23 protein-coding genes and 2 tRNA genes are annotated in these 23,599 nt (G+C 35.9%); 9 read left to right on the top strand and 16 right to left on the bottom strand.

Translation table 11 applies throughout. The annotated features are described in order from the left end of the window. Positions 1-2 precede the first annotated feature (2 nt). Both miaA and FIT70_RS03820 read left to right on the top strand, forming a co-directional pair. Positions 3-944: a tRNA (adenosine(37)-N6)-dimethylallyltransferase MiaA gene (miaA, locus tag FIT70_RS03825; RefSeq protein ID WP_139930707.1), complete on the top strand. Its 942-nt coding sequence runs from the start codon at positions 3-5 to the stop codon at positions 942-944. Further along, positions 941-1,801, top strand: a complete 861-nt coding sequence (locus FIT70_RS03820) for a DMT family transporter (protein ID WP_139875662.1) — start codon at positions 941-943, stop codon at positions 1,799-1,801. Before miaA ends, FIT70_RS03820 begins: the two co-directional genes overlap by 4 nt. Here the strand turns inward: FIT70_RS03820 and FIT70_RS03815 are convergent. Continuing rightward, a complete protein-coding gene (locus FIT70_RS03815) occupies positions 1,798-3,654 on the bottom strand; it encodes an O-linked N-acetylglucosamine transferase, SPINDLY family protein (protein WP_139930705.1) in 1,857 nt (618 codons plus the stop codon). The two genes, FIT70_RS03820 and FIT70_RS03815, sit on opposite strands and share 4 nt — an antisense overlap. Before the next feature lie 9 nt (positions 3,655-3,663). Continuing rightward, positions 3,664-4,866 (bottom strand): FAD-dependent 5-carboxymethylaminomethyl-2-thiouridine(34) oxidoreductase MnmC1, encoded by a 1,203-nt coding sequence (mnmC1, locus tag FIT70_RS03810; protein WP_139874553.1) that lies wholly within the window; start codon positions 4,864-4,866, stop codon positions 3,664-3,666. A 191-nt stretch (positions 4,867-5,057) separates the two neighbouring features. On the opposite strand from mnmC1, the gene FIT70_RS03805 reads away from it, so the two are divergent. From FIT70_RS03805 to FIT70_RS03795, 3 genes are read left to right on the top strand one after another with little or no spacing between them, the layout of a single operon-like run. Next, complete coding sequence (locus FIT70_RS03805) at positions 5,058-6,821, top strand: pyrroloquinoline quinone-dependent dehydrogenase (protein ID WP_139874552.1); 1,764 nt, start codon at positions 5,058-5,060, stop codon at positions 6,819-6,821. Between the two features lie 17 nt (positions 6,822-6,838). After that, positions 6,839-7,576: a pseudouridine synthase gene (locus tag FIT70_RS03800; protein ID WP_139928549.1), complete on the top strand. Its 738-nt coding sequence runs from the start codon at positions 6,839-6,841 to the stop codon at positions 7,574-7,576. Continuing rightward, positions 7,577-7,954 (top strand): hypothetical protein, encoded by a 378-nt coding sequence (locus FIT70_RS03795; protein WP_139870356.1) that lies wholly within the window; start codon positions 7,577-7,579, stop codon positions 7,952-7,954. A 3-nt stretch (positions 7,955-7,957) separates the two neighbouring features. Here FIT70_RS03795 and ppa read toward each other — a convergent pair whose 3' ends face one another. The 4 genes from ppa to queF form a co-directional block, all read right to left on the bottom strand. Next, positions 7,958-8,488 carry an inorganic diphosphatase gene (gene ppa, locus FIT70_RS03790; protein WP_028817763.1) on the bottom strand — a complete coding sequence of 177 codons (531 nt, stop codon included), beginning with the start codon at positions 8,486-8,488 and terminating at the stop codon, positions 7,958-7,960. Positions 8,489-8,568: 80 nt separating this feature from the next. Then, positions 8,569-8,644: transfer RNA gene (locus tag FIT70_RS03785), tRNA-Glu, on the bottom strand. Positions 8,645-8,697: 53 nt separating this feature from the next. Then, positions 8,698-8,773: transfer RNA gene (locus FIT70_RS03780), tRNA-Ala, on the bottom strand. A gap of 55 nt (positions 8,774-8,828) precedes the next feature. Then, complete coding sequence (queF, locus tag FIT70_RS03775) at positions 8,829-9,275, bottom strand: preQ(1) synthase (RefSeq protein ID WP_139870355.1); 447 nt, start codon at positions 9,273-9,275, stop codon at positions 8,829-8,831. 77 nt (positions 9,276-9,352) lie between these two features. Here queF and smc point away from each other — a divergent pair, with 77 nt between their 5' ends. The 4 genes from smc to FIT70_RS03755 all read left to right on the top strand — a co-directional run bounded on the left by smc (position 9,353) and on the right by FIT70_RS03755 (position 16,780). Next, the gene (gene smc, locus FIT70_RS03770) at positions 9,353-12,853 is read left to right on the top strand and encodes a chromosome segregation protein SMC (protein WP_189340830.1); all 3,501 of its coding nucleotides are present in this window, start codon (positions 9,353-9,355) and stop codon (positions 12,851-12,853) included. A gap of 76 nt (positions 12,854-12,929) precedes the next feature. Continuing rightward, complete coding sequence (locus FIT70_RS03765; RefSeq protein ID WP_189340829.1) at positions 12,930-13,898, top strand: cell division protein ZipA C-terminal FtsZ-binding domain-containing protein; 969 nt, start codon at positions 12,930-12,932, stop codon at positions 13,896-13,898. After that, the gene (gene ligA / locus FIT70_RS03760; RefSeq protein ID WP_139884406.1) at positions 13,899-15,914 is read left to right on the top strand and encodes an NAD-dependent DNA ligase LigA; all 2,016 of its coding nucleotides are present in this window, start codon (positions 13,899-13,901) and stop codon (positions 15,912-15,914) included. 5 nt (positions 15,915-15,919) lie between these two features. After that, positions 15,920-16,780 carry a tetratricopeptide repeat protein gene (locus tag FIT70_RS03755; protein ID WP_139874547.1) on the top strand — a complete coding sequence of 287 codons (861 nt, stop codon included), beginning with the start codon at positions 15,920-15,922 and terminating at the stop codon, positions 16,778-16,780. A 62-nt stretch (positions 16,781-16,842) separates the two neighbouring features. Here FIT70_RS03755 and FIT70_RS03750 read toward each other — a convergent pair whose 3' ends face one another. From FIT70_RS03750 to pabC, 10 genes are all read right to left on the bottom strand, one after another. Then, on the bottom strand, positions 16,843-17,640 hold the full coding sequence (locus FIT70_RS03750; RefSeq protein WP_139930701.1) for an outer membrane protein: 798 nt from the start codon (positions 17,638-17,640) through the stop codon (positions 16,843-16,845). A 110-nt stretch (positions 17,641-17,750) separates the two neighbouring features. Beyond that, positions 17,751-17,975 (bottom strand): hypothetical protein, encoded by a 225-nt coding sequence (locus FIT70_RS03745; protein WP_028817769.1) that lies wholly within the window; start codon positions 17,973-17,975, stop codon positions 17,751-17,753. A 9-nt stretch (positions 17,976-17,984) separates the two neighbouring features. Further along, positions 17,985-18,233 carry a hypothetical protein gene (locus tag FIT70_RS03740; protein ID WP_139867727.1) on the bottom strand — a complete coding sequence of 83 codons (249 nt, stop codon included), beginning with the start codon at positions 18,231-18,233 and terminating at the stop codon, positions 17,985-17,987. Positions 18,234-18,238: 5 nt separating this feature from the next. Next, entirely contained in the window at positions 18,239-18,610 is a 372-nt protein-coding gene (locus tag FIT70_RS03735; RefSeq protein ID WP_139930699.1) for a hypothetical protein, read from the bottom strand. An 8-nt stretch (positions 18,611-18,618) separates the two neighbouring features. Further along, positions 18,619-19,392 carry an MBL fold metallo-hydrolase gene (locus tag FIT70_RS03730; RefSeq protein ID WP_028817772.1) on the bottom strand — a complete coding sequence of 258 codons (774 nt, stop codon included), beginning with the start codon at positions 19,390-19,392 and terminating at the stop codon, positions 18,619-18,621. Next, entirely contained in the window at positions 19,374-20,156 is a 783-nt protein-coding gene (locus tag FIT70_RS03725) for a TatD family hydrolase (protein ID WP_028817773.1), read from the bottom strand. The genes FIT70_RS03730 and FIT70_RS03725 overlap by 19 nt, the downstream gene beginning before the upstream one ends. After that, positions 20,153-21,145, bottom strand: a complete 993-nt coding sequence (locus FIT70_RS03720) for a DNA polymerase III subunit delta' (RefSeq protein ID WP_139930697.1) — start codon at positions 21,143-21,145, stop codon at positions 20,153-20,155. The genes FIT70_RS03725 and FIT70_RS03720 overlap by 4 nt, the downstream gene beginning before the upstream one ends. Continuing rightward, on the bottom strand, positions 21,142-21,756 hold the full coding sequence (gene tmk / locus FIT70_RS03715) for a dTMP kinase (RefSeq protein WP_049814230.1): 615 nt from the start codon (positions 21,754-21,756) through the stop codon (positions 21,142-21,144). The genes FIT70_RS03720 and tmk overlap by 4 nt, the downstream gene beginning before the upstream one ends. Next, positions 21,753-22,733 carry an endolytic transglycosylase MltG gene (mltG, locus tag FIT70_RS03710; protein ID WP_139874541.1) on the bottom strand — a complete coding sequence of 327 codons (981 nt, stop codon included), beginning with the start codon at positions 22,731-22,733 and terminating at the stop codon, positions 21,753-21,755. The genes tmk and mltG overlap by 4 nt, the downstream gene beginning before the upstream one ends. Then, the gene (gene pabC / locus FIT70_RS03705; RefSeq protein ID WP_189340828.1) at positions 22,730-23,545 is read right to left on the bottom strand and encodes an aminodeoxychorismate lyase; all 816 of its coding nucleotides are present in this window, start codon (positions 23,543-23,545) and stop codon (positions 22,730-22,732) included. Before pabC ends, mltG begins: the two co-directional genes overlap by 4 nt. Positions 23,546-23,599 lie beyond the last annotated feature (54 nt).

Genomic DNA, 23,599 nt, shown 5'->3' with positions numbered 1-23,599 from the left:
CTATGGCTATAGACAAGCCAACTATATTTTTTTTGATTGGTCCTACAGCTTCAGGCAAAACAAGTCTTGCTGTTGAGCTTGTTAAAACCTTTCCTTTCGAAATTATTAGCGTTGATTCAGCACAAATATATCAAGACATGGATATTGGTGTAGCTAAACCAAATCAAGACATTCTAGAAAAGGCACCTCATCACCTTATTAATATCATGAAGCCAAATGAATCGTACTCCGTAGCGCAATTTACACAAGATGCTCTACAGCGTATTGATGAAATTTTATTGCGAAAGCGTATTCCGCTCCTTGTTGGAGGCACTATGATGTATTTTAATGCCCTTGAAAAAGGAATTAATCAAATGCCAGCGACTGATGATCAGTTTAGAAAAGTTATAGAAGAAGAAGCGCGCCAAGTCGGCTGGCCTAAGCTTTATGAAAAGCTTAAATCCGTTGATAAAGAAACGGCAGCAAAGTTAAATCCTAATGATGCCCAGCGCATCAGTCGTGCTTTAGAAGTTTTTTACTCATCAGGAAAACCTCTATCTTCTTATCATCAATCAAAAAATAAAGATGTGTTCCCGTTTTCAGTTTGTAAATTAGGACTCATGCCAAGCAATAGAAAAATTCTTCATCAGCGAATTGAGTTTAGAGTTCATGAAATGATAGAGGCCGGCTTATTTGAAGAGGTGAGATCTTTACTTCAAAAATATCCTACACTTCAGAGTCATATGCCATCCATGAGATCAGTGGGATATCGTCAAACTCTTGAGTACTTTAATGGGGACATTGAAGAAAAAGAATGTATCGATAAGATTGTCTTTGCAACTCGCCAGCTAGCCAAAAGACAAATGACTTGGATGAGGAGTATGGAAAATCTTAATTTATTTGATGCTTCCAATGACGACATATGTAATGAAGCGATAGCTTTCGTTAGGGCAAGACTCTCATGAACACAAAACTTTACCCTCCAATTTTTGCCCTACTTTTTGGTGCTCTTGTCTGGGGAATTATTTGGTATCCCTATCGCTTGATGGCAAAAGTAGGGGTTTCAGGTATTTATTCCAGTCTTTATGTTTTTACTTTGACACTTGCAATAGCGCTGCCTTATTTTTTTATTGCTAAGAAAAAGATTCCTATATGGTCAAGAGATTTTTGGCTTCTCTCTCTCGTCGCAGGTTATACAAATATTAGTTATGTGCTTGCTGTTATTGACGGAGAGGTAGTGCGTGTCATGCTTTTATTTTACCTCTCTCCTGTTTGGACTATTTTTTTAGCGCATTTTATGTTGAATGAAGATACACAAAAACGGCACTACATTGCTATTTTTATCTCTCTTATTGGTGCTTTCATTATGCTTTGGGAGCCTGGCTATCTGATTCATTTAGATTCAAAAAGTGATTGGTTAGCTCTTAGCTCAGGTATAGGCTTTGCCATAACAAATGTTATGACACGGAAGCATGAACATATGACGATCGACCAAAAAGCACTCGCAATATGGCTTGGTGTAATCTTAGTAGCTACTATATGTATTATGTTTGATAGAAACACTATGCCAACATTGGATTTTTTTACACCGGTGGATGCCATGATTATGATGGTGATTGCATTAAGCCTTTTTTTTTCAACATTACTTGTACAATTTGGCGTTACACAAATTAAAGCAGTAGAGGCTTCTAGTTTTTTTCTATTTGAAATTGTGGTCGCTGCAATTTCATCTTATTTTCTTGTAGGTGAAATTATTGCGCTTCAAGAGTGGCTAGGTGGAATTTTAATTATCGCTGGTGTTATTCTTGCTTCGAAAAATTAAATGAGTTTTTGATAGATATTCTCCAAAGTTTTTACAAATAACTGCGGCTTGAAGTTCGGCGAAGTTGCTTTGGCCTCTGTTAGTCTAAGAGTAATATCTTGTCTATATGTTGAATCTTCAGTCAGCTTAGAAGCGCATTTAATATAACTTTCAATGTCTTCCGTAATAAGGTCATCTAAATTTAAGCTATGAAGCAAACTTCCCGCCACTCTCGAAGGGAATGTTTTGCCCTTAAGTGTGACGATAGGTATATTCATAGCTAATGCATCACTTGCTGAGGTATGTGCGTTATAAGGTAAGGTATCTAAATAAATATCTGCCAAGGCGTGACGAGCAATATGCTCTTCATTGGGAACCCGTTTGGCAAAAATAATTCTCTCAGAGTTAATGCCGTGCCTCTCTGCGTAGTTTTTTAAATTATTTGTTGCCCAGCTATTAGATTCTGTCAGCCAAAGAATGCTTTTCGGATATTTTTCTAAAAGAGTAAGCCAGGCTTTGAATATGAATTCAGTAATTTTGAATGATTGATTAAATGCACAATATACAAATGCATCTGAGGGTATGCCGTAATCTTGGCGATTTTTATGATTCAATTGGTAACGATTTTCTATATTCGGCTGATAGGCAAAGGGTAGTCTTAAAATAGATTCTGCATAATATTTTTCATCATTTTCAGGAATAATGAAGTCATCAGCCAGGATAAAATCATAAAGTGGTTTTTCTTGGGTTAATCCCATCGAGCCTGGATAGCCTAGCCAATTTATAGTCGTTGTATTTTTAAGTTGCGGTGCAATAAATGCACGACTATTATTGGTATAGCCTGTTAAATCAATAAAAATATCAATTTCATCGTTATTAATAAGGCTTATAGCCTTTTCATCATTGAGGCTTGAGATATCCCTATAAAAATCAAATAAGCTAATAAGTGTATTTCGCTCATTGGTATTTTCATGTGGGCTTGCATCATATGCATAAATATCAAAAATATCCCGATTGTGATATCTGATAACATCGCGAATTAAAAAATATAGCGGGTGAAGTTTAAAGTCTGAAGATAAATATCCGATACGTACTTTATTTTTTTGTTTCCATTTTTCTTTCTTAAAAGGTCGGTCTTTAAAATGATTTTGTGTCCATTGGTTTGCACATATTAGCTGATCTTGAGAAGACGATAGTGGATTTGCAACGAAAGCAAAAGGTGAAATTAGTGCTTCTGCATTTGTGTTTACAACAGAACATATTTTTTGGAAATATTTGTCAATATCATGCCAGTTACACATATGTTGTTTTTGATGAGTAAGGTGGGCTAGTGCATGAAAAAGAGAAGGCTTGATCTTCAAGGCATTCTCGTAGGATATTAATGCTTTATCCAAATAGCCCAGTTTGCGTTCTGAATTGCCATTGTTATTCCAAAGATCAGCATCATTCGGATTTAGTTGGATAGCTTTTTGATAATTCTCATAAGCTTTAGAAATTTTATTAAGCTTATCTTGTGTATTTGCAAGATTGTAGTAGTAAACCCAATTATTTTTTTCGTATTCTAAAACTTCTTCAAAGCAAGCTTCTGATAATTGAAAATTTGATTCTAAATAATACTCGTTACCGAATGAAGTAAGAGAAAAACAAAGTGCATTTTTAATTTCTATATTATCTTTGAACTGATATAGACATCTTCTAAAATAGCCGGCAGCCTCTTCAAATTGTTTGTTAGAAGCACAAAGATTTCCTAATTCCAATTGAATGATGTAATTTTCAGGCTCTAATTGCAGGGCTTTCTTAAATGAAATAATAGCTTGAGAAACATTCCCTTCACTTTCGTATTTTTTTGCTTCTTGAATCAATATTTTCGACATAATATAAATTTATACCTTAAAAATTTGGCTCGCCACTTTTTTTAAACTCATTTTTTTAAGTCGGTATCTTTCTGGATTTGTATAATTTAATGTTTTTTTATCTTCTAGTGATAAATTATCATTAATTAAATTTGCGAGCACAGAACTGCAGTAGGGGGCAAATGTGAACCCTCGGGAACCAAATCCACTTGCAATATATAAATTTTCTAACCATGGAAGATGATCTGCTTGGGCTAGCTCTCTTATGCGCATTTTTTCAAATATTTGATTATTAAACACACGACCTACATAGGGTTTTCTATCTTTTGGAGATGCTCGCCAAGCCACTCTACCAGCAATTTTTTTTTGCGCTAGACAATGTTTATGAAACCCTTGATGTATTTCTTTAATGGACGCTATATTCTTTTTTGTATCGCTTATTCTTAAATCTTTATTAAAGTCATTCATGGCGTAGGTTGCACCAAAAATATGTTTATCTCTAATGAGGGGAGATAGGTATCCTTCATCACAAATCACGACTGACGGCATTTGGAATGAAGTTGAATTCACCCAATTGATTTGTCCTCGGAACGCATCTGTATAGAGATGTTGTGTTAAATCGAATTGATGTAGATTCGCTGCATTGCAAATAGCAACATGATAAGCATTGAAATTTTTTTGATCTTTAGTTTTAAGCGTCCATTGATCATTTAATTTTTCAATTGATACTATTTCCTGATTTGTGATTACTTTAATATTCGAATGATTTGTTAAATGGCGACATAGAGCAATTGGATTTACCCAACCCCCTTGGTGAAAAAAAAGACCACTTGAATCTTTCTTTATTAGATATTTTTTATGCATAGACTTATCTATTAAGCTTAAAAATTTTTCTTTTTCTAACATTTTCCCTAATAAATTAATTTCTAATTTATGAGCATATGCGCCCTCTAAAATTTCAATCGCACCATTAAATCGATAATCATCTTTATTTAGACCTGATTTATCTATCCATGCTGTCGTAAACATAAAACTTTTTAGCATGAAATCATTGTATGCCTTATCGTTAAGCATAAATTTGGGATAAATTGCTGCCACTGGATTTCCCGAGCCCCCGGAAGCTATATCATCTTGGCTCTCTACTAATGTGACATCCCATCCGGTATTTGCTAAAAAATGTGCCAATGAACAGCCTGTAATGCCTGCTCCAATGATTGCTATATTTTTTTGCATGTAAGGTTGTCAGTCTATATCTGGTATTAAAAAAAGATTGCTTGCGATAAGATATCAGTATTAGGCATTAACCATAAAGTGCTTTTTTAATCTAGTAATCTCATACGATCGTTTTGAAAGGGTATACGTTGAAATCTATCCGAGCGGCTCTATTAAGCTTCTTTTTTCTTATATTCACAGGTTGCGCTTCTATGGATTCTATTTCCCTGGATGCATTGTCTTTAGATAAGATTTCTCTACCCAAGCTTCCGTCATTCAAATTTGGCTCAGACGAGCAATGGCCTTCATATGGTAAGAATCTTACCAATCAACGCTTTTCGACCTTAACTCAAATCAATCAAGATAATGTCAAAAATCTTGAACTCGCTTGGAAATTTAAATCGGGTGTTGCAGCGACATTTCAAGCATCCCCATTGGTTATTAATAATGTAATGTTCATCAGTCTTCCGCATAACCATGTAGTCGCATTAGACGCAAAGACAGGTAAAGAGTTATGGCGTTATAACCATAAAAAAAGAGATAGCTGGAGAATGTGCTGCGGTCCTGCAAATCGAGGATTGGCATATTCAAGTAATAAAATTTTTATAGGTACCGTTGATGCAAGACTGGTTGCTTTAGATGCGAAAACAGGTAAAAAAATCTGGGATATTGATGTTGCTGATAATGATAATAAATTTGAAAGTAGTAACTCACTAAGTCAGTCCGACAGCAAGAGTCAAAAGGATGTTTATGGTCAAACTGGTGTAGGCATTGCTATGGCACCAGTAACTTACAAAGATTTAGTAATTGTGGGCATTACAGGGGTGGGATATGGATTACATGTCGATACACCCAGACCAGATGCACCAATGGGCGCTGTGATTGGGGTGGATGGTCGTTTTGGACGTCCAGGATTTTTGGCAGCATATAACATTCAAACAGGTAAGCGTGTCTGGCAGTTCGATACGATTCCATCAGAAGGATGGGAGGGTAAATTTAGAGAAACAATTGAAGGTAATATTTCTTTAAACCGTAATATTGCTCAAGAAAAAGAAAGTCTTAAAAATAATAAAGAGGCTTGGAAGTATGGAGGAGGCTCAGCATGGAGCACCCCAGCTATTGATGAAGAAGCAAATACTTTATATTTTGGTACAGGTAATCCTTCTCCACAGATGAATGATATTTCAAGACCCGGAGACAATTTATATACTGTTTCCCTTGTAGCGCTTGATGCAACCTCAGGTAAATTAAAATGGTTTTATCAGCAAGTTCCTCATGATGTATGGGGATATGATGTTGCTAGCCCTCCAGTATTATTTGAATATAAGAAAGATGGTAAAACGATTCCTGCTGTAGGTCAGGCCAGTAAGACCGGCTGGTATTACATTCACAATCGTGTCACGGGTGATCTTTTGGCAAAAACAGAACCCTTTGTGCCACAAAAAAATCTTTTTGCAAAAGCCTCAGCTGAGGGTACAGTTTTATACCCGGGTATTTTAGGTGGTGCTAATTGGGGCCCAACTTCCCTAGATGAAAAAAATCAAATTGCATTTGTTTCAGCTATTCATGCACCTATTAAATACACATTAGTTGATGAGCCTGCGCGTGATGATTTACCTGCGATTAGATATGCTTCTTCCGAACCTACGCAAGATGAGAGATGGGGACTACTTTCTGCTATAGATCTAAATAGTAAAAAAATTAAATGGCAAGTTAAGACAGATCAACCATTAACAGGAGGCTTATTAGCGACTGAAGGTAATCTTGTTTTCATGGGTGAGGGTAATGGGAATTTTAATGCTTACAATGCTAAAACTGGAAAGTTACTTTGGACAAATAAAGTTGATGCAGGTGTTAATGCACCACCTATTAGTTATGAGATTGATGGTACGCAATATATTGCTGTTGCTGCAGGTGGTAATTCTATCTTTGGTTTTAAAGAGGGTGACAACATCTTGGTTTACAAACTTAAATAATCATAAAGCTTATATAAATGGAAGAAGCTGTTCGTATTTCAAAAATACTATCTGAGCTTGGCCTTTGTTCGAGAAGAGAAGCTGATACTTATATTGAACAAGGCCTTGTCATGCTTGATGGAAAGGTTGTCACTGAATTAGGTACACGCGCTTTCCGATCACAAAAAGTTGAATTAAAAAAGCAAGCAGCTATTCAGCAGTCTTCCAAAGCTACCGTTATCTTAAATAAACCCGTGGGTTATATTTCACATCTTGATGACGATAAAGCTTTTACGCCTGCCGCCAGTCTCGTGACCCAAGATAATTTTCAGGTTTCTAAACAGCACTCGTCTCGAAATCCAAGATTTAATACCGATGGATTGGCTCCAGCTGGAAGACTTGATATTGATTCTTCCGGATTGTTGGTGCTTACGCAGGACGGAAGAATTGCTAAAACAATTATTGGTGAGCAGAGTGCTATCGAAAAAGAATACTTAGTTCGAGTTGAAGGAAAGTTAGTAAATCAAGGTTTGGAGTTATTAAGACATGGACTTTCTCTCGATGGCTACAAGCTAAAGCATGCGGAAGTTGAATGGCAAAATGACGATCAATTGCGTTTTGTTTTAACTGAGGGACGAAATAGACAAATTAGAAGAATGTGCGAGCTTGTTGGGCTTCGTGTGACTGGATTAAAAAGGGTAAGAATTGGTAGTGTTTTACTTGGTGATCTGCCCACAGGTATGTGGAGATTTTTAGAAGAGAAAGAAAATTTTTAAATGGCTATTGCATTAGAGCATTTTAATTTTATTGTTCGAAGATCAACCATAGAAGATAAATATCCTGGCGGATGGGATCAGTGCTTGATTGACCATGCTTCTTCGCTAGGCACTAGAGTTTGGTACGATGAACACCTCTTTCGAGATGGCGCTATGAATCCTATTGATATGGAAAATTTAGTGAATGCTTGGAGAGAAATTGGCTTTCAAGCTATTTTAATCAATGGCGAAAAAAAGTGGCTGGATTGCTGCGTCATTGATGAAAACTTCGAAACTTTGTCTTTGGTATGTGACTGGGTAGAAATTGATGTCACAGGCGAATACGTATTTCTTAAAGATGAAGACCCGTCTGAGATTGTGGGTCGCCATGGATTTTAATAACTAACTCTTTTTGTATCTTTCAATGCCTTCGAGAATTTCCTTGTGCGCATCTTGAGGGCCTTTCCATCCTTTAACTTTAACCCATTTACCTTTTTCCAAATCCTTATAGTGCTCAAAAAAGTGTTGAATTTGATTGAGGCGCAAAGGATTCATGTCTTCAGGTTTTTGCCAGTGAGAATAGATTGAAAGAATTCTATCTTCAGGAACTGCTAAAATTTTTGCATCCTGACCCTGTTCATCTTCCATATCTAATATGCCAACAGCGCGACAACTCACAACCACACCTGGTATTAAAGGTAATGGTGTAACAACAAGCACATCCACAGGGTCACCATCACCTGCAATTGTTTTTGGAACGTAGCCATAGTTAGTAGGATAGTGCATTGCAGTACCCATAAATCGATCTACAAAGATCGCACCGGACTCTTTATCGACTTCATATTTGATTGGATCAGCATTCATGGGTATTTCAATAATGACGTTGAAATGTGTTGGAACATCTTTACCAGGAAGGACGTTATCTAAGCTCATAAGTTTTTATGGGAAAATTTAAAAAAAGTGATTCTAGCATGTTTGAAGCTATCTCTGAATTGATGAGCTAGCTTGGTAATTGGCGTCCCCAAGGGGAGTCGAACCCCTGTTCCCTCCGTGAAAGGGAGGTGTCCTAGGCCTCTAGACGATGGGGACCTAAGAAAAGAAGGTGCTATTCTACTATAGAACAGCGTTTGATATAAGGTATTTGGTGGAGATAAGCGGGATCGAACCGCTGACCTCTTGCATGCCATGCAAGCGCTCTCCCAGCTGAGCTATACCCCCAGGTAATTTATCAAAGACGCCATCTTAGGTTCTAGCGATAGGCGCGTCAATCCTTTTAGGATCGGGTGTTAGATTGTTTTGAAAATTGCGTTAAGTCAATTGTAGGCTCAGGCTTCCAACCTTTTTTCTTGTGTTCAGCTACAACGTTCGTAAAGACACCGCCACGTACAAAGAATTCAGCTCGAAGACGCATAAATCGAGGCTCTGTTGCCTTTACTAAATCATCTAAAATTCGATTAGTAACGGCCTCATGGAAGCAGCCTTCATCTCTAAAAGACCAGATATAAAGCTTAAGACTTTTTAACTCAACACATTTTTTATTAGGAATGTAATCAAGATATAAAGTCGCAAAGTCTGGCTGCCCTGTCTTAGGGCATAAACAGGTAAATTCAGGGATTTGCATATGAATATGGAAGTCACGAGAAGGGCATGGATTAACGAAAGTTTCAAGCTTTTTAGTAGGTTTTGCGCTTGGTTTTTTTCCCAAAGAAAGTGCGTTCATAGATTAAAATAAGAAAGTAAAAAAAGTTATTATACTGTTATTAGATAACACCTACTTCACTTCAATAAAAGAATATTGTGCGACTTATACAACTTAAATTAGCCGGTTTTAAATCTTTCGTAGATCCCACCACTATTCAACTTCAAGGTCAAAGAGTCGGCATTGTAGGCCCTAATGGGTGTGGGAAATCCAACATCATGGAATCTGTCAAATGGGTTCTCGGTGAGTCTTCAGCTAAGGAGATGCGAAGTGAAAATATGGATTCCGTTATTTTTAATGGGTCAGAAAATCGTAAGCCGATTTCTCGTGCAAGCGTAGAGCTTATTTTTGATAACTCTTTGGGTAAAGCCCCTACGGAATGGGCGCAGTATGCAGAAATATCTGTAAAGCGAGTTATCGAAAGAGAAAAGGGTTCTACCTATTACATCAATAATTTAGCTGTAAGACGTAAAGACATTGCTGATCTTTTTCTAGGAACAGGCTTAGGTGGAAGAGGGTACGCCATCATCGGCCAAAATACCATCTCACAAATTATTGAAGCCAAACCTGAGGAATTAAGAAATTATCTTGAGGAAGCTGCGGGCGTTAGTAAATACAAAGAGCGTCGTCGTGAAACAGAATTCAGACTCAGAGACACGCGAGAAAATTTAAGCCGCATTCAGGACGTTGTAAATGAAATTATTCAGCAAATTGCAAAGCTTGAATCTCAAGCAGTTATTGCAACAAAGTATAACGAATTAACCGAGAAACATAAATTTCATCAAGCACAAGTTTGGGTTTTAAAAAAACGTGATGCTAGTATCGTTTGGAAAAAACATCAGTCTCAAGTTGAAAAGCTTGTAAATGAGTTAGAACAGCAAACCGCAGCTTTAAGAAAGATAGAAGCTGAGGTCGAAAATTTAAGACAAGCTCATATTAATGCTTCTGATGAAATCAATAAGAACCAAGCAAGCTTTTATGAAATCAATTCTGAAGTTTCTAATATTGAAAATAACATTAGAAATCAAAATGAGCTTTTAGAGCGAAGTAAAAAAGAATTGGTTGAAATTGAAGCTAATCTTGCTAAGAATTCGGAAGACCAGCTTAAATTTACAAAAGAAATTGAAGAAGCAGTTATTGAGAAAGATGCATTAAGCGAACTCTTTAAGACGAAAGAAGAGAGCTTTAATACTCTTAAGTCATCAATTCAATCAGTAGAAGCACAATACCTTTCATCATCAGAACAATTTAATCAAACTGTAAATCAATTCCAGTCAACGCAAGAGAAAATAAATCTTGAGAAGGCAACGATAGACTTTATTCATAAAACTGAAGAAGAAACAAATGCACGTATCTCCTTTCTAAATAATGAGATTATCAATATTGATTTGTCTGGTAAATCTCAACTTGAAGATAAAGAAACTGATTTAAATGACAAGCGGTCAGATGCAGAAAAAATTGAAGACAAGATAAGTGAAAACAAATCACTCTCATCCGATCTTGAAGAAGAAATTGATACTTTAAGACAGCATCAAATTGAAATACAAAAGGAATTAAGTCAAATTGAGGGTGAGATCAAAACGCTTGCTCAAATTCAGGATGATACCCAAGGAAATGAAAGCCTTAAAAGTTGGACTTCTCAGCATAATATAAATACTTCAAATCGCTTGTGGGAAAAGCTCAAGATTAAAACAGACTGGGTAACAGCTATCGAATCTGCACTGGGCGGAAAATTGAATGCGATCTTAGCTCAATATGAATCAATAGCTCATAGACCACCTGCGTCTATGGTACTTGCTAATTTAAATACTACTCATGCTTACAAGCCAAAAAATAATAAATTAAATTCCGCTTTAGATGTTATTGAAATTAGCGATCCACTTTTGATGAATCTTTTATCAGAATGGCTATCGGATTGTTATCTTATTCCAAAGGGAGAAAGTTATAAAAATTTCATTGGTAATTTAGAGCAGGGTGAATTCTTAGTTAACCAACAAGGTGATATTTTTACTAAAAATAGCGTTTCTTTCTACGGCAAAGATGCATCCCTCAATGGGATTCTTATCCGCCAAGAGAGACTCAAAGCGCTTCAGGTTAAATTCCCGTCTATAGAAAATAATTATAAAGATGTATTAAATAAGCTCAATGAAGCCGAAATCCAATTAAGTGACTATGAAGAGCAGGCAGACTCATACAGTGAAGAATTGAAAGATGCTTTAAATGAGCTTCATCAAAGAGAGATTGAAGTAGAAAAAATTCAACAAAGCATTGCTTATGCTAATGAAAAGCATAGCAATATTACGCGCGAGCAAAATGAACTGCAGGTGAAACTGACTCAAATTGAGATAGATAAGACATCTAAATCGAGCTTTATTCAAAATTTAGAAGGTGATTTACTTAGATTTTTGGAGAAAAGAACTGCTGCTGAAGAGATTAAAAAGAACCATGAATTTGAATACGAAAGCGCTAGAAAGCAAGTCAACGAAGCAGAAATTCAACTTCAGGAAAGCCATTTCAATTTAAAAATTATTGATAATAAAATTGGCGAATTAAATAATAGAGTAACCCTGTTATCTGAAGATAATAATTCCCTTAATAATAAAAAAAATCTTGCTAAAGCCTCAATCAACACTGAACAAATTGATACACTGCAAGCTAGTTTAAGAGAAAAACTTACAGTGAAAGATGAGCGGGAAAAAGTCCTTATTGCATCCCGCGATAATCTTGCTCAAAAAGAAACTGATCTACGTGAAAGTGAACAAAAGCGCTTACAAACTGAACAAGCAGTTCACCCAATTCGCGACAAACTCGAACAATCTCGCTTGAATGAGCAAGAATCAAAATTATTATTTGAACAATTTCAAAATGAGATCAATGAGTCGCAATTAGATGAGGTGATACTCTCGGAATCAATCACAGACAAAACAACCGTTAAAGAAGTGCAAGAGTTTTGTAACAAACTTCAAGAAGAAATTAATTTATTAGGCCCTGTCAATCTCGCTGCTATTCATGAACTTACCTCTGAAAAAGAAAGAAAAGGTTATCTTGATAGTCAAGTGGAGGATCTAACTTCAGCAAGCAACACCTTAGAAGACGCTATAAAACGTATTGATAAAGAAACGCGGGATAGATTAATCGCAACTTTTAATGAAGTAAATAAGAACTTTACAGAGTTTTTTAAAGTGCTCTTTAATGGAGGCCAAGCAAAACTTGAACTATTAGGCGAAGAGATTTTAGATACAGGTATTCAAGTTACAGCCCAGCCCCCAGGCAAGAAGAATACAACCATCAGTCAATTGTCCGGTGGAGAAAAAGCATTAACTGCTACAGCCCTTGTATTTGCCTTATTTAAACTAAACCCAGCGCCATTCTGTCTTATGGATGAGGTTGATGCACCACTTGATGATAGTAATACACTTCGCTTTGCAAATATGGTTACAGAGATGTCTAAAAATACACAATTTCTTTACGTGTCACATAATAAAATAGCGATGGAAATGGCCCAGCAACTCATTGGTGTTACGATGCAAGAATCTGGTGTATCAAGAATTGTTGAGGTGTCATTGGAGGAAGTCAAGAAGATGGAGCTCGCAAATTAAGTTAACAGGACTTATTACAAGCATGTCTGACATTCAGTTTGCCCTGACGATTCTAGCTGTAATAATTATCCTTATTATGATCATTTTTAACTGGATTCGTCTTATCCAGTACCGTAAAAAAAACCATGCAGAAAATTCTTTTTTATATAGAGATGAAAATGATTTAAGCCCAGAAGAAAAAAATCCTTACGTTCAAGATTTAAGCATCTCAGAAAAATATTTACTTTCAAATTTACCTCAAGATATCTATCGTGATATCGATGCTATTGCTTTTATAAAACTTAACAAACCAAGTCATGCTATTTCTAAATTAAGCCTAAGAGACTTTGTTGAGCTTCCAAATGCTCATAGTTTCATTCGTAGAAATGAAGATGTATGGCAGTCTACAGGTGACTTAAGTGGCTCAGCTTCATTCGACCAAATACTTCTAGCTATTCAGCTGGTTGATCGCCAAGGCCCAATTTCACAAGCACACACACAAACATTTAGAATGCTATCAGAGAAAACCAAGAATGATTTAGACGGTAGTCTGATTTGGCTTTCTCACGCAAATATTGAAGAAGATGCAAATGAGCTAAATCAATTTTGTGCTCTTGTTGATCATATGATGACCTTAACTCTCATCCCAAAAAATAATGGCATGTTCGATAACGAAAAACTTATTGAAACATTAAAAGTAGATGGTTTTAAAGTAGATAAAGATGGCTATCATGTTTTCAAGGGTCGCGATAAGCACCCTTTATTTCGAGTGACTTCTTTGAATCAACAGCCCTTAAGCTTTAATCTTGATCCATACATTCAAGGTATTCTTTTTCAAATGGATCTGCCACTTACTTTAAGTTGTAAAGATTCATTTGATGCAATGTTGGAATCTATTACTAATTTTCAAAAAGAACTTGAATGTATGCTAGTTGATTCCAACAAAAAAGAACTAAATATTAACCATATTGAGCGCATTAGATATCAAGTTGAAAAAATTGAAAATCAAATGGTAGCTAAAAATATTCCCCCTGGAAGCTCATGCGCTCGAAGATTATTTTCTTAAATGAAAGCAAATAAAGAAAATATTAAGGATAAAATTCAAGAGCTAATCGAAAAGATAAGCACATTCGATTATCAATATTACGTTTTAGATAATCCTTCTATCTCAGATTTTGAATACGATAAAATTTTTAGGTCACTTGTTGATTTAGAGAATGAGAATCCAGAACTCATTCGGCCTGATTCTCCTTCTCAAAGGGTAGGGGGTAAGGCACTAGATGCTTTTGAAAGCGTCATTCACCGTCAAGCAATGCTATCTTTAAATAATGCTTTCGATGAGGATGAGCTTATAGCTTTTGATAAGCGCATAAAAGATGATATTGGCATCGACGAAGTTGAGTATGCGGTTGAACCAAAATTCGACGGACTTGCAATCACACTTACTTACGAGAATGGTATTTTTGTGCAAGGAGCAACCCGTGGTGATGGCTATACAGGGGAAAATGTCACACATAATTTAAAAACTATTCGCTCCATACCAACCAAACTAAATTACATTCATCCACCTAAGCTCCTAGAGGTAAGGGGTGAGGTCTTAATGCTTAAGAAAGATTTTGAATTGCTAAATCAAAAACAGGAGTCTTTGGGCGAAAAACAATTTGCAAATCCGAGAAATGCTGCAGCAGGAAGTTTAAGGCAGCTTGACCCAAGGATAACTGCAACAAGACCACTTACATTTTTTTCTTATGGTCTCGGTGTATGCGAACCCAATTTAAATTTAAAAACTCATACACAAACAATTCAGCTTTTAAAGCAATTTAATTTGCCTATTTCTGATTTGTCTACAAGTGTTAAAGGTGTAAAAGGGTTGCAAAGTTTTTATGACAAAGTATCAAAGTTAAGGAACGCATTAGCCTATGATATTGATGGTGTTGTATACAAAGTTAATTCGTTTAACTATCAAAATGAGCTGGGTTTTTTATCTCGCGCTCCTCGATGGGCTATAGCGCATAAATTTCCTGCAGAAGAAGCCTTAACTGAAATTTTAGACATCAATGTTCAAGTTGGTCGTACAGGTGCTATAACACCTGTAGCAAGGTTGAAACCAGTTTTTGTAGGTGGAGTGACTGTCACGAATGCAACCCTTCATAATGAAGATGAGATGACTCGCAAAGATGTTCATATTGGAGATATAGTAAGCGTTCGAAGAGCAGGGGATGTGATCCCTGAAATTGTAAGGGTGCTTATTAATAAAAGGCCCAAGACAATTAAGAAATTTAGAATGCCAACAGAATGTCCTGAATGTGGTTCGGCTCTTGTCAGAATTGATGATGAAGCCATCATTCGTTGCTCTGGAGGGCTAGTCTGTCCTGCACAACAAAAACAATCTATTATTCATTTTGCATCTCGAAAAGCTATGGATATAGAAGGACTGGGAGATAAATCTGTTGAGCAATTAGTTACTGTAGGTTTGATTCATGAGCTACCTGATATTTTTAAGTTAAAACTTGAACAATTAATTAACCTTGATCGTATGGCAGAAAAGTCGAGCCGAAACTTATTAGACGCTATTGAAAAAAGCAAATCAACATCACTACCTCGATTTATCTATGCGCTTGGTATCCGTAATGTAGGCGAGTCTACAGCTAAAGATCTTGCTGGCTTTTATGGTGATCTGGATGAAATTATGAAACAAACGGAGGAAAGTTTACAGATTGTTCCAGATATTGGCCCTACAGTTGCAAAATCAATCAGTGATTTTTTTAGACAAACCAAGAGCAGGGAAGTTATTAATTCCTTGATAGGATTAGGCGTTCATTGGCCCAAGTACGATATTAAAAAATCTTCTTCAGGAATTTTTGCAACCAAAACTTTTGTACTAACTGGCACCCTGCCTTCCATGTCGCGTGAAGAAGCAAAATCTATCATTGAAATGAACGGTGGAAAGGTTGTAGGAAGCGTTTCTAAGAAGACTGATTATGTTGTTGCTGGATCAGATGCTGGTAGTAAATTAACCACAGCACAAGAGCTTGGTCTTAAAATTATTTCGCAACAAGAACTTTTAAAACTTATAATTTAAAAACTATGAAATTTACAACACAATTTTTATTGATGCTACTTAGTCTATTTATTTCAACAAATATTTATTCTAAAGAGGCGATCAAAACTTGCGATGAGTTATTAAGTGATAACCAATATGAAGAAGCTTTAAAAACAAAAAAAGGTGAATTTAAGTCGACCTTTTGTCACGGACAAGTTAATTTAAGGCTTAAAAATTTCGATGAAGCTATAAAAAACTTTAAGTTAGCGGGTAAGTTATCCAAAAGTGATACTGATCATTTTATGGCTGATTTACTTGTAGGCATGGCATTAAAAGAAGCTAAAAGATTAGATGATGCTCTTATACATTTTAATAATTCTTATTCATTCATTAAAGCTAATAAAACCTTTAAGCGCCTTTATTTAGTTGAAATTGCTGAGACTTTATTGCTCCTTAGTAAATATGATGAAGCAGTAAATACATTCCTTGAGGCTTACGCATTTGCTGCCAATGATGAAGAACGTGCCTCTAATTTAGATCGAACTGCCTTTTCATATGCGTTACTTAAAAATTACACAAAAGCTGTTGAGTACGAATTAAAGGCTAATATGGCTTTCGATCGTACGGGTTTGTTAGGAGAATATGTAGAGTCTGGTATCAATCTCGCTTTGTATTATTCAGAGGCTAATGATCAAGCCTCAGCTGAAAGAACACTTTTAAAATTTGAGAAGTTTTCTCGAGAGAACGGGGGAATGTATTATCTTGCTAAAGTATTGTTCACCCAAAGTAATTATTACAAAAAGAAATCAAATATGGATCTTAGTAAGTCTAAGTTAGATGAAGCAAATAAGATTGCTAACGATATTGGAGCAGAGGACTTAAAAACGCTTTTTAAGACTCTTTAAGTAAGACTGTATATTCTATTTTACATAATATACATTATGCGAAGTGATAAAACCGAATCGAATTACAAACCTTTAAATTTATACTGAAGCTTAAAGGTTAATGAATCAATATCAGATTTAGATGCTACACCCTGCCCATCGATAGGACCCTCAAAATAATTATCAATAGCACTATTAGTTTTTGAGTTTAGATTGATACGGGCATACTCAATGCCGATTAATGTATTTTCAAGTGACTTATAAACAAAACCTAAGGGCTTCTCTACCCCAAAACCATAGGCAACACCATGCTGTGTTATTTTATTTCCTTGCATTTGATGATCGCCCTCTTGGTCGGATAAGTCGGTCTCTGACCTACCGGATGCATAACCAAGTCTTCCATATATCAAGACATTATCTAATATAGGATTTGTTGCCTGAAAAGCATAGCCAAATTTCGCAGCGATTGTTGCAATATTTTTAATTTTTACAGAGGCTATATCATTATTAAATGAAGAAGGGGGAATTTTTTGTTGACTTGCAGATAAAGAGTCATATTTAGCCTCAATACCAAGAACGATATTATTAGAAAATTGTTTTTGTATGCCAAAAAATGGCGCAATAGAAGCATCATTAAGATTAATTGATTCTCCGCCTCCGCAACCGATCGCATAATGACCACAAGTAAAAGTAAGGGTGCCTCCACCAAGCGTGCCCTGTGATCCACCATTAGGGCTTACTGTTCTTATCTGATTATGAATCCATGACTTCTCAGCGCCTAAGCCTAAATATATCCCGGAGTGGTCATACCTCTCCCCTGCAATAATAGAAGAAGATATAAGAAGAAGATATAAGAAGAAGAGATATGAGGCATTTTTCACAGAGAGTCCTTGTTAACTATTTTTAAGATAAAGATTGCTTAAACAGGATACAAGGCTTAAACAGGATACAAGCTTAACCTAACCAGTCCAAATAAGGAGATTTTTTTCTTTTAACGATGAAAGTCTTTAAATTGCCTTGGTAAAGCCTCTTCTTGCACCACAAATTCCATTCCTGCCATAGAGCCTACAAAAATACCTGATTTATATTGCATTCGAATCTTAACTGTATTTAAGGAAATTTCTAATTGGTCCTTTGCTCTGTAATTTAGGATATATCCAGTGACCTTCTTACCATTATCTGTGCAGGTAACGTCAACAGCGTCTTGATTGTCCATAAAGCCTTCCTATAAGTTGTTTTGTATGAAGGTGAGTTCTTGCTTTGGGTCATTATAAGCATCGTAAGATTGTTGTGCCCTTTCATACCAATAACGACTATTAAATTCATCGCCCTCAATCTTATGAAGTACTGCATGAATCCAGTAAGCTTTTGAGGAGTGAAGGTCCTGAACAATTTGGTGGGAGGCATCCCATGAATCGTTGATTGCGAAAACAATTGCTTGGTTAAGGAGCTCTTTATCCTCGGAGCCACGCATAACTATTAACGAATATTAAAGAAGCCAATGTTATTTACTTTACCATCCATAATCGTAAGCTCGGTTTGTTTCCAGACATTTTTATCGTCAGATTTCACAAGATTGTTGTAATACCACATCTCAATATTGACACGCTTGCTAGCGCCTACTCGATTCTCTGTAGGTCTTCCAATCACAGAGCTAGCATTTGTAGGTTTAACAGACATCTCTTTTCTGGCTGGCTCACCTAGAATTTGCAATACTTTTTCTTTAGATTTAGCTCCAAATGCATCGAGAAATTCATTTTCAGTATAGAGTTTCTTTCCTTCAGCTAATACTTGAAAAGATAATCCTAAAGCTATGAATATAAATAATAATTTTTTAAATAATTTTGACATATTGACCTTTAATTAATGGTGATTTTAAGCCCGTCGTACCCCACATCGATATGATCAGGTAATTCTTTTTTTAGTGACTCATATTCTAAATCATGTGTCATATGAATCAAGTATGTTTTCTTTGCTTTTATTTGATTTGCAAACATCAAGCTTTGTTCAAGATTGATGTGTGTGTGATGTTCCTTTAAGCGCAAACAGTCTAATAATAGGATATCTAGCCCCTCTAAAAGTTTCAATGAATCTTCAGGGATATGAGATACATCAGTCAAATAAGCAAAGTTTCCGATGCGATAACCATAAATTTCTGCTTTTCCATGCATGACGGGTATGGGGGTAACAATCTCACTAAAGAGATGAAATGGCGATTGGATAGGCATAGCTTTTAAAACCGGCATTTCCCAAAAACCCTTAGGCTCTCCCAAAGCATAGCCAAATTTTAAAGCAATATGATCAAGCGCATCTTTCTTTCCGTAAATAGGTATTTGCATTTTGTGTATTTGACAAAAAGCCCTTAAATCATCAATGCCATGAAGATGATCAGCATGGGTATGGGTATAAAGGACTGCATCAACTTTAGGGATGGACTCTCGCAAGGATTGAAAACGTAAGTCTGGGCTCGTATCAATAAGAATATGCTCTCCTGTTCCCAATTTAATAAGCGAAGAGCAGCGGGTACGTTTATTTTTGGGGTTAGTTGATATGCAAGTCTGACAATGACATCCGACTACCGGTGTGCCCGCACTTGAGCCAGCGCCGAGTATTGTTAATTCGGTTGGCTGCATTTCGAAAAAAGCTTAAAGAAATTATTGGTTGTAGCTTGACCCACTTCTTCCACTGAAATATTTTTTAGTCTCGCTATTTCTTCTGCCACATGAATTACATTTGATGGATCATTTATTTTTCCTCGATAAGGCACAGGCGCTAAATAAGGTGAATCAGTTTCGATAAGGATGCGATCAAGAGGAATAGATTTTGCAACCTCCTTCAGTTCAGTGGCATTCTTAAAGGTCACAATGCCTGAAAATGAAATATAAAAATTAAGCTTAATAGCTTCTAACGCTACATCAAGCGACTCTGTAAAACAGTGCATCACGCCACCTACTTTATCAGCGCCCTCTTCTCTCATAATTTTTAAAGTGTCTTCTGCAGCATTTCGTGTATGAATAATAAGGGGTAAATTTGATTGAATAGCAGCTTGAATGTGCGTTTTGAAACGATCTCTTTGCCATGTAAGATCACCCTGGACTCTGAAGTAATCAAGTCCAGTTTCGCCAATAGCTACCACCTTTTTCTCTTTAGCGTATCGGCACAACTCTTCAACGGTAGGCTCCACAATGTCCTCATAATCAGGATGGACACCTACGGAAGCAAAAATATGTGGGTAGGTATTTGCTATTTTAAAAATATCAGGAAACTTATCTAAAGTTACGCTCACACATAAGGCATGTGTGACTTTATTAGACACCATTTTAGAAAAAATAGTATCTATATTTGCGTAAAGCTCTGGGAAATTAATATGGCAATGAGAATCAACAAAACTAGTCATGACGGCTCGAAAATCTGTTTATATTTAATAAAAATATTTTGCAATTGAAGTTCTTGATTAATGGGGTGAGATGCAATTTTTTTTAATTCATTCAATTCATTTGCAAATATAAGTAATGCACCTAAGTTAACCTGCTTAGCTTGTGAATGGATTCGCGCTTCTTCGTTTTTAAAATAATAACTTTGCTGTGTATGGAAACTAAGCAATAAATCAAAAGCCCATTTTTGAATCATATTTACTGTCCAATCTAATCCTTGAGTTAGAATCGTATAATTGATTTTAGTAAGATCAATCTTATGTCCCTGAGACAATAGTTGTGTAATAACAGTTCTCTCCGATTGATTTTCTAACTCTTTAATAGCGTTGAATGGCGAGCCACCAGTAAATGAAAGCAAACTTTCCTCATGCGCTATTTTTTTTCCATCCAAAAATAGTCTCGCCTCATCTAATGATGGACCTCGAAGATCTAGCAATTGGCAGCGACTACGAATAGTAGCAATTAATTTTTGTGCTTGGCTGGTTATCAGAATAAATAGAGTATTTTCTGGTGGTTCTTCCAAAATTTTCAGGAGCGCATTCGACGCAGGCTGGTTAAGTGAATCTGCTGGTTCAATTAAAATAATACGCCTACCTTTTTCTTGATGAGCTGAAAGTTCTAAATATTCTGAAAGCTCACGAATTTGATCAATAACAATACTCTTTTTACGGATAGTTTTTCTTTTTGAAGATGTATCATCGTCGCTTTCAATAGGTGCAATATGTTTAAAGTCTGGATGCGAATCTGGAAACCACTCACAACTTGAACATGTCTCACAAGGCAAATGATTAGAAAGAGGAGTTTGACATAAATAAGACTTTGCAAATGTGATTGCAAAATCGTATTTTCCAATTCCCTCTTTGCCTTTAAAAATTAATGCATGCGGTAATTTTTCATTTTTATAAATGGCAGTCCAAGTATCTTGAAACCAAGGGTAAATGGAATCGATCATAAGATAGTTTTAATAGCCTCAATAACATCCTGAGACACAGCTTCAATGGGTTGATTTGCATTTATGATTTTATAGCGACTAGGATTTTGCCTTGCAAGATCTAGGTAGACATTTCTCAACCGGTTAAAAAAAGCTTCACTTTCTTTTTCAAATTTATCAGGTGTTCTATTTCTCTTTAACCGATCAATACTTATCTCAACAGGTAAATCGAATAGCAATGTAAGGTCAGCCTTAAGGTCAGGGTGAACCCATGCTTCTAGTGTTTGTATTTTAGAGTAGGCCACTTGTTTACCACCATACTGATATGCATAAGTTGCATCAGTAAACCGATCAGACAGTACAAAAATTCCTGCATCTAGGGCTGGCTTAATTATTTCTGCTATGTGTTGCCTTCTAGCGGCAAACATAAGAAGCGTTTCTGTTTCTGGATCCATATCATCATAAAGAAGCAATTCTCTTAATTTTTCTCCAAGTTTTGTTCCACCAGGCTCCCTTGTTCTTTTCACTGCAATTTTTTGTGACTCAAAGAATGAAATAACTTCATCTATATGTGTACTTTTACCTGCGCCATCGACACCTTCAAACGTAATAAATTTACCTTTAATTGTCATTTGATCTGATACTTTCTAACAGCGCTATTATGTTCATTTAAATTTGCAGAGAAATAATGGGTCCCATCACCTTTTCCCACAAAATAAAGTGCATCAGTTTTTGTAGGGTGAAGTGCGGCCCGAATAGAAATTAAACCTGGCATAGTAATAGGGGCTGGGGGCAATCCTTCTCTTGTATAAGTATTATAAGGGGTGTCTGTAAGCAAGTCTTTTTTTGTAATATCACCCGTAAATTTTTTACCAAGCCCATAAATGACTGTAGGGTCGCTTTGAAGTTTCATCTTAATATTTAATCGATGTATAAATACGCCTGAAATAAGATTAGCCTCTATGGATTTTCCTGTTTCTTTTTCAATAATGGATGCCATCGTCAGCGCCTCATAACTATTCTTATAGGGGACCTCTTCTGCTCGGCGGGCCCACTCATAATTTAATTTTTTTTGCATGGCCTTATAAGCTCTTTTTAAAATTTCAATGTCTGAAGTATTTCTACTGAAATAATAAGTATCAGGGAAAAATTGTCCTTCAACTGATTCGTATGGAATACCTACTGCTGCTGCAATAGCTTTAGTATCATAAGGCTTCATTGTTTTTTTAATACTATCGTTAGCTTTTATTTTTTCCAACATTGATTGAAAGTCTTGTCCTTCTATAAAAGTTATTGATCCTTCGGTTGCCCTTCCCTCTACGAATGATTTTAATAACTGATAAGGCGTAATATTTGGATTAAGGTTGTAATTGCCTGGTCTTAGCTTTTTAGATTGGTCTAATGCTTTAGTGAGAATAATAAATCGCCATGGTTCATTAAGTATTTTTTCATCAACAAGTTGAAAGGCTATCGCCTTAAGACTGCTGCCAGGTTCAATTTCAATGGCTAAATCTGCTTTATTGATATTAAGCGGTGTTACCAAGAAGTGAATGATCCAAACCAATAAAGGTATGAAAATAATCATTAATCGAATTAACCATTTTTTCATGTATTTAAACTCTCGAGTGACTGGTTAAATAGTGATGCTGAATCTTGATGTTTCCAAGATATATTTTTAATTTTCTTAACCTGCAAGACACCAAACAAACTGTTTGTTATTAGGACCTCATCAGCCTCTAAAAGTTTATTTAAACTAAATATAGCTTCTTTCACTTTAAAGCCTAACTGACTTGATATTTTAATGATTAATTCTCTTGTGACTCCTTTAATGCCAATGTTGCTTATTTTCGGAGTGTAAATAACTTTACCGATACGCATAAATATGTTGCTTGAAATACATTCGATGACATTACCATCACTATCAAGAAGAATACCATCGGCATACTGATCACTTTTCCACTCCTGTCTTGCCATAATATTCTCTAGTCTATTTAGATGTTTAACTCCTGAAAGAACAGTAGGATTAAGTTTGTGCTTGCATACATAAAGATTGACGCCTGACCTAAAGATCGCCTTTGGGTAGCTTGGCATTTTAGTTTTAATTAAAAAACGATTGTGAACGATGTCCTTATTGAATTTATAACCTCGCTGACTAAGGCCTCTCGAAATAATAAACTTTCCTACTGCTTTTTTATTACTTCTAAACAAAGAAGCAATATCAGAAAGCAATTCTTTTTCTTTGGGAGGCTTGATTTTAATCGCAAGACAATCCTGAGCTATTTTTTTATAGTGATATTTCCAATGGCGAGGCTTTTTATTTTCCACTACAAAAGTTCTAAAAATACCATCGCCATATTGGAATGCACGGTCAAATGGACTGATATGCTGAAATTTACCGTTAATGAGGAATTGTTTTGACAAGTTAAACGGCCAGTTGTGAATTAATCAATGAGTTCATTTTGGATTAAACCCATT

The sequence above is a fragment of the Candidatus Methylopumilus universalis genome, from assembly GCF_006364435.1.
In the GTDB taxonomy this organism is placed as follows: Bacteria; Pseudomonadota; Gammaproteobacteria; order Burkholderiales; family Methylophilaceae; genus Methylopumilus; species Methylopumilus universalis.
The sequence above is the reverse complement of the archived record's forward strand: the minus strand, read 5'-3'. Positions and strand labels throughout refer to the sequence as shown.